Origin of the sequence: Bifidobacterium hapali, assembly GCF_002259755.1 — a bacterium.
Lineage (GTDB): Bacteria > Actinomycetota > Actinomycetes > Actinomycetales > Bifidobacteriaceae > Bifidobacterium > Bifidobacterium hapali.
In genome coordinates, this window is record NZ_MWWY01000022.1 from 42,067 (window position 1) to 58,154 (window position 16,088).

At 54.1% G+C, this 16,088-nt stretch carries 12 protein-coding genes; 10 read left to right on the forward strand and 2 right to left on the reverse strand.

Translation table 11 applies throughout. The features are described from left to right. Window positions 1-36: 36 nt before the first annotated feature. From BHAP_RS05390 to BHAP_RS05410, 5 genes are all read left to right on the forward strand, one after another. Window positions 37-2,064, forward strand: coding sequence for an alpha-glucuronidase (locus BHAP_RS05390; RefSeq protein WP_211279693.1), 2,028 nt, complete (start codon window positions 37-39; stop codon window positions 2,062-2,064). Between the two features lie 56 nt (window positions 2,065-2,120). Then, window positions 2,121-3,809: a glycoside hydrolase family 43 protein gene (locus BHAP_RS05395; RefSeq protein WP_244569318.1), complete on the forward strand. Its 1,689-nt coding sequence runs from the start codon at window positions 2,121-2,123 to the stop codon at window positions 3,807-3,809. Between the two features lie 106 nt (window positions 3,810-3,915). After that, window positions 3,916-5,937, forward strand: a complete 2,022-nt coding sequence (locus BHAP_RS05400) for a DUF1565 domain-containing protein (RefSeq protein WP_094729725.1) — start codon at window positions 3,916-3,918, stop codon at window positions 5,935-5,937. Between the two features lie 37 nt (window positions 5,938-5,974). Further along, the gene (locus BHAP_RS05405; protein WP_094729726.1) at window positions 5,975-7,606 is read left to right on the forward strand and encodes a family 43 glycosylhydrolase; all 1,632 of its coding nucleotides are present in this window, start codon (window positions 5,975-5,977) and stop codon (window positions 7,604-7,606) included. A gap of 132 nt (window positions 7,607-7,738) precedes the next feature. Next, complete coding sequence (locus tag BHAP_RS05410) at window positions 7,739-8,266, forward strand: GNAT family N-acetyltransferase (protein WP_094729750.1); 528 nt, start codon at window positions 7,739-7,741, stop codon at window positions 8,264-8,266. A gap of 174 nt (window positions 8,267-8,440) precedes the next feature. Here BHAP_RS05410 and dapD read toward each other — a convergent pair whose 3' ends face one another. Together dapD and BHAP_RS05420 are read right to left on the reverse strand one after the other, a co-directional pair. Next, entirely contained in the window at window positions 8,441-9,460 is a 1,020-nt protein-coding gene (gene dapD / locus BHAP_RS05415) for a 2,3,4,5-tetrahydropyridine-2,6-dicarboxylate N-succinyltransferase (RefSeq protein WP_094729727.1), read from the reverse strand. Window positions 9,461-9,608: 148 nt separating this feature from the next. Further along, complete coding sequence (locus BHAP_RS05420) at window positions 9,609-10,523, reverse strand: MerR family transcriptional regulator (protein WP_094729728.1); 915 nt, start codon at window positions 10,521-10,523, stop codon at window positions 9,609-9,611. Window positions 10,524-10,715: 192 nt separating this feature from the next. Between BHAP_RS05420 and BHAP_RS11985 the strand changes: the two genes are divergently transcribed. The 5 genes from BHAP_RS11985 (at window position 10,716) to BHAP_RS05440 (ending at window position 16,044) form a co-directional block, all read left to right on the forward strand. Beyond that, the gene (locus BHAP_RS11985) at window positions 10,716-10,847 is read left to right on the forward strand and encodes a hypothetical protein (protein ID WP_275542097.1); all 132 of its coding nucleotides are present in this window, start codon (window positions 10,716-10,718) and stop codon (window positions 10,845-10,847) included. Window positions 10,848-10,947: 100 nt separating this feature from the next. Continuing rightward, window positions 10,948-12,078 carry a peptide chain release factor 2 gene (gene prfB / locus BHAP_RS05425; RefSeq protein WP_094729729.1) on the forward strand — a complete coding sequence of 377 codons (1,131 nt, stop codon included), beginning with the start codon at window positions 10,948-10,950 and terminating at the stop codon, window positions 12,076-12,078. Between the two features lie 79 nt (window positions 12,079-12,157). Continuing rightward, a complete protein-coding gene (gene ftsE, locus BHAP_RS05430; RefSeq protein WP_094729730.1) occupies window positions 12,158-13,588 on the forward strand; it encodes a cell division ATP-binding protein FtsE in 1,431 nt (476 codons plus the stop codon). Beyond that, the gene (gene ftsX, locus BHAP_RS05435) at window positions 13,585-14,508 is read left to right on the forward strand and encodes a permease-like cell division protein FtsX (protein ID WP_094729731.1); all 924 of its coding nucleotides are present in this window, start codon (window positions 13,585-13,587) and stop codon (window positions 14,506-14,508) included. The genes ftsE and ftsX overlap by 4 nt, the downstream gene beginning before the upstream one ends. Window positions 14,509-14,619: 111 nt before the next feature. Continuing rightward, window positions 14,620-16,044, forward strand: coding sequence for a CHAP domain-containing protein (locus BHAP_RS05440; protein WP_094729732.1), 1,425 nt, complete (start codon window positions 14,620-14,622; stop codon window positions 16,042-16,044). Window positions 16,045-16,088 lie beyond the last annotated feature (44 nt).

Below are 16,088 nucleotides of genomic sequence, written 5' to 3' on the forward strand. Positions count from 1 at the left end.
CGATCTGACCGTTCCCACAGATTGAAGGAGTGAATCATGGTCGATCATATGTGGTTGGAGCCGCGTACTATCCGTCAGGCAGTATGCGATGACACGTTTTTCATTGACGTTGCTGCGGTCGGTGAAGATGCGCGCTCGCTGCGCATTCGTAAGGATATTGCGGAACTGTTGCAGCGGCCGTGCGTACTGAATCCTGCGGTCGCCACGGTACTGCTGGCTGTCGGTGATGTGGGGTTGCGATCTGACGAAGGATTTGTGATCAACGTTGTTGACGGTCGTACTGAGATCGTCGGCACAACGACGCGGGCGCTGGTATATGGGTTCTACGATTGGTTGCGTCGGCGTATGCTTGGCGAGCCGGTGAACCATGTCGTGAGCGAGCCCTCCCAACCGATTCGCATGATCGACCATTGGGATCAGACTGACGGTTCTGTAGAACGAGGATATGCTGGCGAATCGATATTCTTCGGTCGATGGGGCAGTAACATTCATTGTGAGATTGGCGATTTTCCCGAGCGTGACGCATCCGATGTGTTCCGTGGCGACATGCGTAGGATCGAGGATTACGCGCGATACTTGGCTTCGGTTGGTATTAATGCGGTGTGTTTGAACAATGTGAACGTGCGTCGGTTCGCGATCCGTTTGATCGTGCGCCCGTGGATTGACCGCGTTGCGCAAATCGCACGTATCTTCTCCGAATTTGCGATCAAAACGTACTTGTCGGTGAACTTCGCCGCGCCGAAACTGATTGGTGGGCTTGACACTTGCGACCCATTGGACCCGGCAGTGAACGCGTGGTGGCAGGCGACGGTTGACGCCATCTACGATGCCATACCAGATTTCGGTGGATTCGTGGTGAAAGCCGATTCGGAAGGTGAACCCGGACCGTATGCGTATGGGCGCACTCATGCTGATGGTGCCAATATGTTCGCCCGGGCACTGCAGTCGCACGGTGGCATTGTTATTTGGCGTGCTTTCGTGTATGACTGCCATCAGGACTGGCGTGATCGCAAGCTTGATCGAGCCAAGGCCGCCTACGACAATTTCCATGATCTCGACGGCCAGTTTGCGGATAATGCGATATTGCAAATTAAATTCGGTCCGATCGACTTCCAGCCGAGCGAACCGCTCAATCCGCTGATCGGTGCGATGAAGCGTACCAATTTGATGATCGAATTCCAGATTGCTGCCGAATACCTCGGCCATCAGATCGATGTCAACTACATGCTGCCGCAATGGCTTGCAGCTATTCGAACAGATACGGGCGCTGGCGATAACGGTGTATTAGATACTGGACAGTATTTGCAGCAGGCCGCTGTCAATCCTGCACTGGTCGGCTATGCTGCGGTCGCTAACGTCGGTATGGACGATAACTGGACTGGACACAAGCTTGCGCAAGCCAACTTGTACGGGTACGGACGCATGTGTTGGGACCAGTCGCTGAGTGCGCAAACCATCGCACGCGAATGGGTTTCATTGACGTTCGCCGATGCAGACACTGATGCGCAGCAGACGATCACATGGATATTGGACACGTCGAATGATACGTATGAATCGTATGCGGCCCCTCTCGGCGGTGGATTCATGGTTCGACGCGAAGACCATTACGGTGTTGGCATTAACGATTTCGAATACGATCGCTGGGGCACCTACCATTATGCGGATCGTGACGGCGTCGGCGTAGACCGCACTGTTGCGACAGGCACAGGATACATCGGCCAGTATGCCACCGCCATCGCCGCTACATTGGAAAACGTAGATACTTGTCCGGATCAGATGCTGTTATTCTTCCACCATGTGCCGTATTCTCATGTACTTCACGACGGTACGAGCGTTATCCAGCACATTTACGACACGCATTTTGCTGGCGTAGATATGGTGGACGAGTATATCCGCCGTTGGGCGACGCTGCAGGATCGTATTGACGACGAATCTTTCGCTAATGTGGCTGAACGGCTACAACGGCAACGCCGCAATGCTATCGAATGGCGTGATCAAATCAACACGTATTTCTATCGCATGAGTGGCATTGCTGATAGTCAAGGACGACTTATCTACCGGTGAATTTGCGAGCCGTTGTTCGAAGTGAAGCAACGGCTCCTCACATAGAACAGGACTATATGATGACCAATGATGTGCTCATAACCGTAACCGGAACGAACCCTGTGATCAACAGCGACGTTCCCGATCCTGACATCATCCGCGTCGGTGACACCTATTACATGGCTACCACCACCATGTTTCTTATGCCAGGGTGCGATATTCTTCGATCGTACGACTTGATTCACTGGGAATTCCTCACCCACGCCTACGCCAAACTAGGAGATGAGGCGACACAACAACTCGCCGAACACGGTCGCAACGCGTATGGGCGTGGCATGTGGGCTCCCTCGCTGCGCTATCATGACGGACTATTTTCGATCGTGTTCGTAGCCAACGATACGCATCGAACGTACGTGCTCGAAGCAACTGATCCGGCAGGCCCATGGTCGAAACGTGTCATCGAAGGCTTCTATCACGACAACAGCGTGCTCTACGATGACGACGGCCGCGTGTACATCGTCTACGGCAATATGCAGCTGCATCTCACCGAAATGGAACCTGACCTGAGCCGACCCAAACAAGGCGGTCTTGACCGTATCATCGCCGAAGACAATCCTCGTGCCGGGCTCGGATATGAGGGATGCCATATCTACAAGCACAACGGTCGATACTATGTGTGGACTTGCCATTTCCCACCGAATCATCGCAAAACCGAGGCTTGTCTTGTCAGCGAAACGTTGGACGGCGAATTCACGGCTCGAGAAATTCTCGACGACGATCTCGGCTTCCACGGACTTGGGGTCGCACAAGGTGGCATGGTAGACACGCCATCCGGCGACTGGTATGCGTTTATGATGCACGATCGCGGCGCGCTCGGACGAGCGCTGACGATCATGCCAATGCGATTCGACGATGACGGATTCCCAGTGCTTGGCGACAATGGTCGTGTGCCACGTACCGTGAGCGTGACCGGTGTGAGCGCTGAACGTGCGAAGCACACGTATGCACCGCTCAACGGCAGTGACGATTTTCGATATATTGCGGATGCTGATAACAACGTTGCATCAACCGACCTTCACCCATACTGGCAGTTCAACCACAATCCCAACCGTGCAGCATGGTCACTCAGTGAACACTCGGGCTGGCTGACCATACGTCCCGATCACGTCGTGCCGAACATCAACTATGCGCACAATACGCTCACCCAACGCACTGTCGGTCCACGTTGCGCCGCCGAAGTCACACTCGAAGCATCCGATCTACGGGTTGGAGACGTCGCTGGACTTGCCGCAATGCAAGGCTATTATCGGTTCGTCGCCGTTACCAGAACCGCTGACGGTCTTCAGCTTACGGTGCGTGTGAAACCGTACCGTGAAGGCAGCGTATTTGGCGACGGCAACTGGGATTCGGCGGCAGTCGAGACAGCGTCCGCGATCCTGCACAGCTCGCGCGTACGACTGCGTGCCGTATACGATTTCACAGACATGGCAGACACCGTAACGTTCTTCTACCAGCCAATAGAAGACGTTGATGCGGGCAACGGCACGACTCGGCACGCTGACAACACGTTTGACGTGACCTCGTACGATTGCTCATCCCGTTCGTGGCAGCAGCTAGGCGATACATACCGACTGTATTACACACTTGACTACTTCACTGGCTGCCGAATCGGACTATTTGCCTATGCCACAGCCCAAATCGGAGGCGAAGCACGGTTCGCTGATTTCCGTTTCATCGAACCACAAGATTTGCACGTTAAGCCATAACTTCATGCTAAAGAAGCGTACTGCTATCAATACTTGATCAGCCCATTATTCAATCCACTGCCATCACATACATCAAACCGCCAACCATGTCATCAAGGAGGATCTCATGACTCAGTATCACGTCAGCCCAGCCGGCAATGATCTCAATACCGGCGACGAAACACATCCGTTCGCAACGATTTCGCACGCGGCAGCAATCGCCGTTGCGGGAGATGTAGTGACCGTGCATGAAGGCACGTATCGCGAATCAGTCGATCCGCGCAACAGCGGACTAAGCGACCAATATCGCATCGTATATCAGGGTGCGCCGGGCGAGAAACGGCCGGTAATCACCGGTTCTGAGCGCATCGCCAGCTGGCTGCCAGTGGACGAGCATCCGCAAGTATGGACTGCAACGGTGAACAATGCCATGTTCGGTGATTTCAACCCATTCGCCGACATTATCTTCGGAGACTGGCTGGAAGCACCAAAACGCGGGCGCGACCCAGAAAAGCATCTCGGCGACGTCTACCTCAACGGCCGATCATGCTACGAAGTCACCGACTTGAAGGACGTGTATGAGCCAGTCGAACGCACTACGGTCACCGATAACGCGTTAGGTATCGAATGCCCAGTACTCGACAGCGACCAGACTCGCTACGTTTGGCATGCGCGCGTTGATCAGGCGGCTGGCACAACGACGATCTGGGCAAACTTCCATGATTACAATCCCAACGAAGAATTGACCGAAATCAGCGTGCGGCGCACCTGTTTCTTCCCGTCTCAACATTTCATCAACTACATTACTGTACGCGGATTCGAAATGTGCCAAGCCGCATGCGACTGGGCGCCGCCCACATCGCAGCAGTGGGGCATGATCGGTCCGAACTGGGCGCGTGGCTGGATTATTGAAGACAACGTGCTGCATGATGCCAAATTCAGTGCGGTCAGTCTCGGCAAAGAGATTTCCTCCGGCAATAACGAATGGTGGCGTCAAGATCGCAAAACCGGCTACCAGTACCAGCTGGAAGCAGTATTCAAAGGACTACGCGTCGGTTGGAAGAAGGAACAAGTCGGTTCGCATATCGTACGCGACAACGACATCTACGACTGCGGGCAGAATGCTGTCGTCGGACACATGGGATGCGCGTTCAGCCGAATCGAACATAACCACATTCATCGTATCGGACTCAAACGTGAATTCTTCGGTTGGGAAGTCGCCGGCATCAAATTCCATGCGGCAATCGACACAGTGATCGCTCATAACAACATCCACGACTGCTCGCTCGGCACATGGCTCGACTGGCAGGCGCAAGGTACTCGCGTGACCGGCAACGTGTATCATCACAACGTTCGTGACTTGATGATCGAGGTCAGTCATGGCCCATACCTTGTCGACAACAATATATTCGCGTCCGACATTATGTTCCAAAACTTCGCACAGGGCGGTGCATTCATCAACAATCTCATCTGCGGATCTATCGACACGCACACAGTGCCAGACCGTTCCACGCCATACCATTTCCCACACACCACCGAAGTGGCAGGTTGCGCGATCGTCTCGGGCGGTGACGAACGATACCTCAACAACGTGTTCGCACCACAGCTTTCGCAAGCGATCATCGGCACATACGGACTGAACGAATACCTCGACTGCCCAGCATCCAAAGCCGAATACTGTAAGAGAATCGCACAAATGTGGCGTGACCCGAATCTGGTCGGCGAGCGCAATCCGTTACAGCCGCTGTATGCGGGTGGTAATCGATATCTTGATGGTGCAATTGCGGCTGCGCTACCCGATGGTGGGTCACGCTCGAAGGCTGATCTGCCGTTCTTTGGTGGGACGGATGCGTTGGATGTGACAGTTGCGGGGCGTATGCCGGTTCGGCTGGTCGAACGCGCCGATGGCATGCATCTTGAATGCGACGTGCCGCAGGATGTTGTGCGGTCGCGCGTGCCGGTGGTCACTAGTGAGGTGCTTGGTACGACGCGTATTGTCGAGGAAACGTATGAACAGGCGGATGGAACGCCGTATGTGCTTGACCATGATCTATTAGGGCGGGCATGTGGCGGTGATACACGGCTTGCTGGTCCTCTTGAAGGGCTTGTCGCTGGTGCAAATGACGTGCTGGTGTGGGCGTCGCTGTGAGTGGGCAGTGGCTGGCTACGTGAGCTAGGGAGTTTTCATGAACTACGACAATGGTGACGTGTTTATCCGCGCTTACTGTGCGGAGACGGTTGAGGGACGGTATCCTGCTGCATTGGCGAACAGCGTCCACTTCGCATGGAGTGAGAATGGTCGTGATTTTCAGCCATTCCATCGCAATTACGGCATGTTATTCATCGAAGGACGAATTACAGAGCGCAACACTATTCGCTCTCTCGGCGTGGCCGATCCGCAACTTGTCGTGTTGGCCAACGGTGAGTACGGTGTTCTTGCCTGTCCAGTTGACAATGAGCCGGGGCAGTATGAGCCAGTGCAAGGGTTGCAATATTGGACTACCCGCGATTTTATTGATTTCGAAGATCATGGTCTGATTGATGCTGCCGATGTGCTAGCGGCTGGAAACGATACTGTGCGCGTAGCTCGTACAATATTCGACCGCATGAGACTGCATTGGGACCCGATCGAGCATGTCTCCACGCGCGTGCCAGAACGTATCACTGCCGCTTGCGCAGATGATGTTGCTGCGGTATGGGCTACTGCTTGTTATTCGGACGGGTCAACTGCGCGCAAACGTGTGCAATGGGATACGAGCACGGTGAATTTCTCTGTGCCAGGCGAGTATCCGGTTATCGGCGGTATCGAGGACCGGCGGTATCCGTTCCCGTTGGCTGAAGGCTACGGTGACCCGGTGATCTTCCCGTGGAAGGGTAAATACTATTTCCTTGGTACCAACGATAACCTCAACGACATTGGCATCTACATTCGCGAAGCCGACACGCCCGAGGAATTGTTTGCAACGGATGTTGAACAACATCTCATCCTGCCATACGACGAATCACGCGGATTGATGCAGACCTTTTGGGCACCAGAATTCCATGTTATTGGCGGCGAAGCCTATATTCTGTTTGCGGTTAGTGGCCGGCAGTGGGCGCCGCAATGCCATATGATGCGACTCAAATCAGGACAATCACTGATCGACCCGGACAGTTGGGAAGACCCTGTGCCGGTATGCCGACGTGACGGCGGGCCGCTTGCACCGAACGCGATCAGTCTTGATATGACCTACATTGAATCTGGTTCCACTGGATATATGGTTTGGTCGTATCGAGAACATATCGGTCAACCTTTGGACACTGGCTCCATGTTGTATATCGCCACAGTTGACAGGCATGAACCGTGGCGTCTGACCAGTGAGCCAGTGCTATTGTCGCGGCCGCTATTGGGATGGGAGAACGTTGCTGGCACTATCAATAATGAGGGTCCCAACTCGTTCATCGCCGATGGGACCATCTACTTGACCTATTCGGGTGGTGACGCTTGCGGATATACCTATGCGTTGGGATTGCTTACCGCCAAAGTCGGAGATGATCTCACCGACATCGGCAATTGGAGGAAACGCAATACGCCGGTACTTTCGTTCCGTTCGATTGACGGTGTATATGGTCCCGGACATAACGCTTTCTTTGTTGACTCTGAAGGAAACCTGATGATCTCGTATCATGGGGAAACCGCTATCGACTCGAGATTGCGATGCGATGGCATCCATCGCGTGCATTGCGGAGTTGATGGCGTGCCTATCTTTGATCTGGCTCCCACTCGGGACCTCTCACCATCATTATGTATGGTGTCATCCACGGTGTCTGTGCGTTAATGCGTGCAGTCTTGTGACGTGACATTGTTGTGCTGCTGGCGTGATAGGGTGAACCCTCGGTTACGTCATTGTGTATGACGTAACCGAAAGCGTGACATGCTGCCGAGTGTGAGGTGAGTAGTGGGTTCTGAAATGTCATCTGTCGCGTCGTCCAGGCGGTTTCGTCATGCGACTATGCAGGATTTCCCGCAAATGCAGCAGATTTATGCGCATGCCCGTGAACTGATGGCACGCACCGGCAACCCGACACAATGGGGGCACACGTTCCCGCAGGAAGAAGTCGTGCGCGACGATATTGCGCATCGACGCAGCATGTTGCTCGTTGACATGGTTGACGGGCGTGAGCGTATTCTCGCTCAATTTGCTTTATGCCCGGGTGAAGACCCAACCTACGCATCGATTGATGGCGCGTGGCTGGACGATGACGCCTACGTCACCATTCATCGCATTGCGTCATCTGGACTGGTGCGCCACGCGGCGCGCGAATGCATTGCGTGGGCACTTAAACAGTATGGTAACGTGCGCGCCGACACGCACCCTAATAATAAGGCCATGCAACATGTCCTTGAAACCAGCGGTTTTGCCCGCTGTGGTCTGATTCAGCTCATTGACCGGCCTACAGATACTACCCGGATTGCTTATCAGCGCCATGAGTGGTGACGGGTGCGCAGCGAATCGTTCTCAATAAGAAAAGTGTGAGCCTGACATATTGTCAATCGAACATAGGGATTGTTGCAAACGTTGCAATTCCAAGGATCTCTTGAATGTGCGATTGTTTGATAATGTGCGTTTGGCTCACACTTTTCTTATTGAGAACGATTCGCTGCACAACACTCAGTTCTTATGCAACTTAGCGTTAAGCTCAATCCCTGTCTTACGGTAACGGGCTTCAATGCAGCCGGTCACCGAGTTGCGAATAAATAAAATATTGTCTTTGCCAGACAGGTCCGCACCCTTGACAACGTCAAGCGGCTCACCGGCAGCGACTTTAGCCTTATCAATCACGGTGATCTTGGTGCCGGCGGTAATATATAGGCCCGCTTCAACGACGCAATTATCACCAAGCGAAATGCCAATGCCGGCGTTCGCGCCAAGCAGCGAATGCTCACCAATGGAGTTGCGTAGTTTGCCGCCGCCAGACAGAGTGCCCATAATAGATGCGCCGCCGCCAATATCGGAGCCGTTACCAACGACTACGCCTTGCGAAACACGTCCTTCAACCATTGATACGCCGAGTGTGCCAGCGTTGAAGTTCACAAAGCCAGCGTGCATAACAGTCGTGCCTTCAGCTAGATGTGCGCCGAGTCGCACGCGGTCTGCGTCACCGATACGCACACCAGTCGGCGTGACATAGTCGATCATGCGCGGGAATTTATCAACGCTAAATACAGTGACCATTGCCGCCGGGGAAGCGACTGGCAGTCCAACTTGTGCAGCGAATGCGTCGGCAGCAGTGAGTGCAGCTGACTCGAGATCAATCTTGCGCAGTGCAAAGTCTTCAACCGCGAATGGACCATAATTCGTCCAAACAACATTGGTAAGCTGAGCAAAAATACCGTCAAGGTTAATGGTATTCGGCTGGGCGAGACGCATGCTCAGCAAATGCAGACGCAGATATGCGTCGGCAGCGTCTGCGATCGGCTCATCTAGCTCAGACACGGTAAATACTGGGATGCGTCGTACACCGCGAGCATCGGCGGTGTCGTGGACTAGCGCGCCGAATCCATGATTCGGACGGTCGGCTTTTGCGGGCGCTTCGCCTAGTTCAAGTTTTGGATACCATACATCCAGTGTCGTACCGGATGCGTCCACCGAGGCCAAGCCCCAACCCCATGCGGTGCGTTCGTTCGTCATTCGTTGCTCCTTATCATTCTGCACGTGAGCAGTGCCGGTAAGCACCTAAATTACATCCAGCATAGGTTGAGGACTCGCCCATCGCATGTCAGTGCTTCTCCTCGGTATCCCAAACAGTGGTGCTGTTTAGGATACCGAGGTGTGCAATCTACTTGTGCGTGCTGTCTGGTCGCGCATCATTCGCAAAACGTTCGGCGACATGCTGCGCGTGGATGCGGGTGGCCTCGTTGACGAAGTCCGCGCAAGCCTTGCTGCCGTAAAGCGCCGCACCGCAGGGATCAGCAAAACGCGGGTCACCGGTCAGCGCGGTACGGATTGCGCCAAGCATGGCCGACAGTGGCATGGCTGATGACGACGAGTCGGTATCGGGCGCGGTTGCAGCGGATGGTTGACCGGCCGGCAACACCGTTCGCGCCGCTTCTTGGATGATGCGTTCGGCCAGTTGCTGTGCTTCCGTCGAATCCGGAGAGACGCCAGTATTGAACAGTTGCTCCCATTGCTTGGCGTCAGCGAGCATCGTCTCACGTGCATGGCGTTCGGCATCGTCATGCGCCTGTTCGACTTGTTTGCGTTGTTCGTCGGATAGTTGCTCCCATTGTTGCGCTGCAACGATTCCATATTGAGCCAGTGCTGTATTGGATGCGGTCTGGCGCATCTGGGGAATGTCGCCGTTATCGTCGCACAGGTCAGACAGGTTGTGCAGCACTTGTAGCTTGTGTTGTATCGCTGCGATTTGACGGTGCATATCCTCCGTCTTGTCATCGATTGCCTGTCGGATGTCGTGTGTCCCAGGCTGTACTATCGCGGCGATATCCGCAACAGACAGTCCGGCATCGCGCAACATGATCACGAACTGGAGCTGAACCAAGGTCGGCCAGTCGTACCAGCGTTCGCCGCCGACGGAGGTTTCGGTTGGCTTGACCAAACCGGTTTCGTCGTAATAACGTAGCGTACGCGTCGTCACGCCGCTGACGAGAGCAGCCTGATTTATTGGCCATAGCTGATTCACATCCAGCAGGGAACTATTGGCATCATTGTTCGTCGTATTTTCGTACTCGCTCATGACACATCTCCTTATGAAATCAATCATCCATTTCGGCCTGCAACGCACAGTCTGCGTCGTTGCAAACAGTATGGCCCTTTACGTAACGTCAACCGCAAATCGCATCCCGCCGAGCATCTACGATGCACGTAGCTGTTTCTCTGTGCGCGGAGCATCCGGGCGCGTCGCGGTGGGCCGTTACAATGGCCGATTGTGAATGAATACAAGGCCGACCGGGAGCAGCGTGAACGCCGCCGTCGCATGATTGTGCGGACGGTGTGCATTGTTATAGCTGCTTCTATGCTCCTTAGTCTTGTTATTCCGGCTATTTACGCGGGCCTTTGACGCGTGAGCGCATGCCCAACGGGGGATATGCGCTATTCGCGCATATGATGCGCACTGAGGAACAGTGACTAGATAATCCAATTAAATACGGTGGTATACGATGGCAGAATTTGATTACAATCAGGCGATCGGCGAGGCTCGTGCCAAATACGAGTCTATTGCCAAAGCATTGGATATGGATCGGCTGAAAGCTGATATTAAGGATCTTGAAACGCAAGCCGCGGAACCTGGCTTGTGGGATGATCCAGAAAACGCGCAGAAGATCACGAGCCGACTGTCTGCAGCGCAGGCGCAGTTGCGTCGACTGAACTCAGCGAACCAGCGCATTGACGATGTTGAAACACTCGTCGAGCTTGGCCGAGAGATGGAAGATGCTGACTCGCTTGCTGAAGCGCAGTCCGAAATCGGCAAGATTAAAAAAGATCTCGACGACATGGAAATCCAGACGTTGCTCGACGGTGAATATGACGAGCGCTCTGCGGTCGTGACGATTCGCTCCGGCGCGGGCGGCGTGGATGCGGCCGATTTCGCGCAAATGCTGCTGCGCATGTATTTGCGTTGGGCGGAACGCCACGGCTACAAAGCCAAGATGATGGACACTTCGTACGCTGAAGAGGCTGGCATTAAATCGGCGACGTTCCAAGTGGATGCGCCGTACGCGTTCGGTCGTCTGTCGGTTGAAGGTGGCACGCATCGACTGGTGCGTATTTCTCCGTTCGACAATCAGGGCCGTCGTCAAACCAGCTTCGCTGCAGTTGAAGTCGTGCCGCTGGTCGAGGCGACTGATCACATTGATATTCCAGACACGGATATTCGTATTGATACGTACTGCTCGTCTGGCCCTGGCGGTCAGGGCGTGAACACCACGTATTCTGCAGTGCGTATCACCCACCTTCCAACCGGTATCGTCGTCACCATGCAGGATGAGCGTTCGCAGATTCAGAATCGTGCGGCTGCAATGGCTGTGCTTCAATCGCGACTGTTGGTGCTGCGTCACGAAGAGGAAGCTAAGAAGAAGAAGGAAATCGCCGGCGATATTAAGGCCAGCTGGGGCGATCAGATGCGTTCTTACGTGTTGCACCCGTATCAGATGGTTAAGGATCTGCGTACCGGCTACGAAACGAGCCAGACGCAGGCTGTATTCGACGGCGATATTGACGCGTTTATTGAAGCTGGTATTCGCTGGCGCCATGAGCAGCGTCGCGAGGCTGCTGCTGAGGCGGAACAGTAAATATACGCAGTGCGGCCTGCTTTCTTGTGGAAGATAGCGGGCCGCTTCTGTAGTTCGGATGGTTGAATAGGGGACGATCATGGCACTCATTTCGTTGGATCATGTGAGCAAGATCTATCCGCGCGGCACTCGTCCGGCGTTGGATGATATTAATTTGCACATTGATCGCGGTGATTTTGTCTTTCTTGTCGGTGCGTCCGGCTCTGGCAAGACGACGCTGCTCAGTCTCCTACTGCGTGAAGAAGAAGCTACTGACGGTGAGATTCATGTTGCCGGTAACGATTTGCGTCGTTTGACGAACCGGCAGGTGCCGCAATACCGTCGTTCGATTGGTTTTATTTTTCAGGATTACAAGCTGCTCAATAATAAAACAGTTTGGCAGAATGTTGCGTTCGCGCTTGAAGTGATCGGTACGCGTCGCTCGACGATTAAGTCGTTGGTGCCGAAAGTGTTGGAAACGGTTGGTTTGACTGGTAAGGAGAACAGTTATCCGCACGAACTGTCGGGTGGTGAACAGCAGCGTGTGACGATTGCGCGCGCGTATGTGAATCATCCGCAGATTCTGCTCGCTGACGAGCCGACCGGTAACCTCGACCCGACTACGTCACTGGGCATTATGGAAGTGCTTGACGCGATCAACCGCACTGGTACAACGATTGTGATGGCTACGCATAACGAGGAGATTGTCAATTCGATGCGCAAACGCGTTGTCGAATTGCATGCTGGCAAGATTGTGCGTGACGAGCGGCAAGGATCGTATGATTCTGCACTGTATTTCCCTGATGCGGACGTTGAGTCGAAATCGAAGCAAGCGCTCGGTATGCCGTCGGTTGGATCGACTGACGATCGGTTCCGTGCGAATGTATCTGCGACCACGGTGACGATTGACGATGCGTCTGGCACGCGCGTGGAGCAAGCTGAGCAGATTGTTGAGCATGTGTCTGCTGTGGTGAACAGTGACGAGACGAACGAGGGGATTGCTCGGCTTGCCAATTCGGTGCATTCTGGTCGTACGGGTCGCTACGGTGAGGTGTTCGCGCCGGTGGAAACGACATTGACGTGGGGCAAGGGATTGAAGCTTGACGAATATACTGCTGAGCAACAGGCCGCTCAACAAGAGTCTTCTGATACGCGAGCTGACCAGCAGGATGCTGTGGACCAGTCTGTGAAACAGTCTGTGAAACACGACGATAAGCAGGTTGATCAGACTGATGATAGTGCAGCGACAGCAGCGTCGGAAGAACATCGTGAAGATAATCAACAAGCCGATCAAGCCGATCGTGAGAATATCACACAGACAGACGGGACTGATGTGACTGACGCGAGCGTTGCACAATCGGAGTCGTCTGAACACGCAGATAACGCAACCACCAAGGGCGACGACTCGACTCCTACTAACACGGTCGAATCTGACATGCCCCCGGCGCCTCCGGCACCCCCAGCTCAACCAACACCGCGCGCAACATCAGCTGATACCAGCACCACGCCATTAAAGGAGGCCACCCGATGAGAGCACGGTTCATCCTGTCTGAAACGTGGACGAGCTTGAAACGCAACGTGCCAATGCTGCTGTCTGTCATGCTGGTCACGTTTATTTCGTTCCTATTTATTGGTGCGTCCGTGCTTACGCAGGCGCAGATTACTAAAGCAAAATCTGGCTGGTATGAGCAGGTTGAGGTCGTTGTGTGGCTGTGCCCAGATGGCACAAGTCAGTCTGCAAATTGTGCGAGCGGCCAGTCGCCGAGTGCGAGCGAAATCACTGCGTTGCAGCAGAAAATTCGCGACGAACTGCCTGATGTTGTTTCTAACATCACGTACGTGTCTAAGGAAGACTTTTATAAAGACACGTTCTTGAAGCAGTATCCAAACGGTCAGTATCAAGGTCGCACGCTTACGGCCGACGATATGCAAGCGTCGCTGTGGCTCAAACTCAAGAATCCGGAAAAATATCAGGTTGTTGCTGAAGTACTGTCCGGACAGGATGGTGTTGAGGAAGTTTCGGACCAGCGCCAGATTTTTGAGCCGGTGTTCGCAGTGCTCAATCGAGCCACGGTCGTAACTGCTGTGCTCGCTGCGGTGATGGTACTTGTTGCGATTTTGCTCACGGCGACGACGATTCGTATGTCGGCAGCTTCGCGCAGTAAAGAAACTGAGATTATGCGACTAGTCGGTGCGTCAAACTGGACGATTCGACTGCCGTTTATTCTCGAAGGTACGATTGCGTCGCTGGTTGGCTCGCTGCTGTCGTGTGTGATGTTGTCGGTGATTGTGCGCACGTTTATTACCGGCTGGCTTGCGCAATCAGTGACGTGGATTCCATACGTTGATCAGATGACGGTACTTATGATCTCGCCGTTCCTCGTGCTTGGTGCGATTGTACTGTCGGCGGTTGCGTCGATGATTTCGCTGCGACGGTATCTCAAGGCGTGAGACGGATTTGTCTTGCGTGAGATAGACCACATTGCCGAGCGCGAAGTGTTCTCGCTGATCTCAGATAGGTATGTTATGGTGAGTTCCGTTCGTGAACGAAAGGACAGGTTGATGGGTCGGACACGAGTGGGCAAATCCGCAATCGCGATGATGTCAGCTGCGGCAATGTGCATGACATTGGCAATCTCAATGACGAGCGTTGTCATGTCGCCGATCGCGCAGGCGGATACGTACAGTGATCTGTTGGATGCGCAGTCGCGGCAACAGTCGAGTGCGGCTCGTGAGGCGGAGTTGAAGTCTCAGCTTGCTGGTGTCAGTGACGAACTGGCTGCCAAAATTCTCGAATTGGATACGCTCACTAACACGACGATTCCAGCTGCCCAAGACGCGGTGACTAAGGCGAACGAGGCTGCAGCTCAAGCCAAGTCTGAGGCTGACGCGATGGCTGAACGTCTTGCCGCTGCACAGAAAGATAAGGAAAACCTCGAAGCTGAGATCGCGAAAACCGGTAAAGATTACGACGATGCGCATGCGGCTGTTGCGCAAATGGCACGTGACTCGATGCATGGTTCTAATGCGTCTGATGTGATGAGCGTGGTTACCGGTTCGACGAGTACGAAAGAGTTTGTGAACTCGATGCAAACGCGTGACGCATTGTCACGTACTGAATCGAATGCGGCTTCGGATGCCGCGGTCACACTGAACACGTCGATGAATCGTAGCGATCGTCTGGCGGCTATTGAAACGAAGATCACGCAGTATAAGGCGAAGGCTGACGATGCGGCTGCAGCAGCGCAGAGTGCTGCAGCTGATGCGAAGTCTAAGCGTGATTCGCTCGAAGCGTTACGTGTAAGCGGAGAATCCAAGCGTGCTGAGTTGCAGCAACTGCAGGGGCAGTTGAAGAGTGATGCTGCAAAGCAGGCTGCGCAGACGGTGTTGATTGCTTCGCAAGTTGATTCGTTGAACGAACAGTATGCGGCTGAACAGGCTGCTGCTGCTCAGCGTCCGAGCTCGGGTCAGCAGCAGGTGGAAACTGGTGGATCAACGTCGGGTGGCTCGACGGGTGGATCTACTGGTGGTTCAACGTCAACGCCAAGCACAGGTGGTAATTCTGGTAGCACTGGCGGCACCACGACAACGCCGGGTACGAGCGGTTCGGCCGGTACGTCGTCTTCTGGTCAAGGCACGAGTAATGGTGATGTTGGCAACCGCTATGTAGCCGGTCAGTGCACATGGTATGCGTACAACCGCCGTAAGGAAATGGGCATTGGTACGCCATCCTTCCTGCACAATGGTGGCGAATGGTATATCAATGCGCCGTCATACGGTTTGCGTGTTGATCACACGCCGCAGGTTGGCGCAGCACTCTCGTTCTACCCGGGTCAAGACGGCGCGGATGGCACATATGGTCATGTTGCTGTGGTTGAAGCGGTTAATGGCAATGTGATTCTCATTTCTGAAATGAATGTGAAGGGCGAGTTCGTGGTGAGCACACGTCAGCTCATCAACAATGGTCAGTACTGGTTCGTGCACTGATAACTGATAGTTTTGCGGCGCGAGTCTCTCTTGTGCGTGGCAGA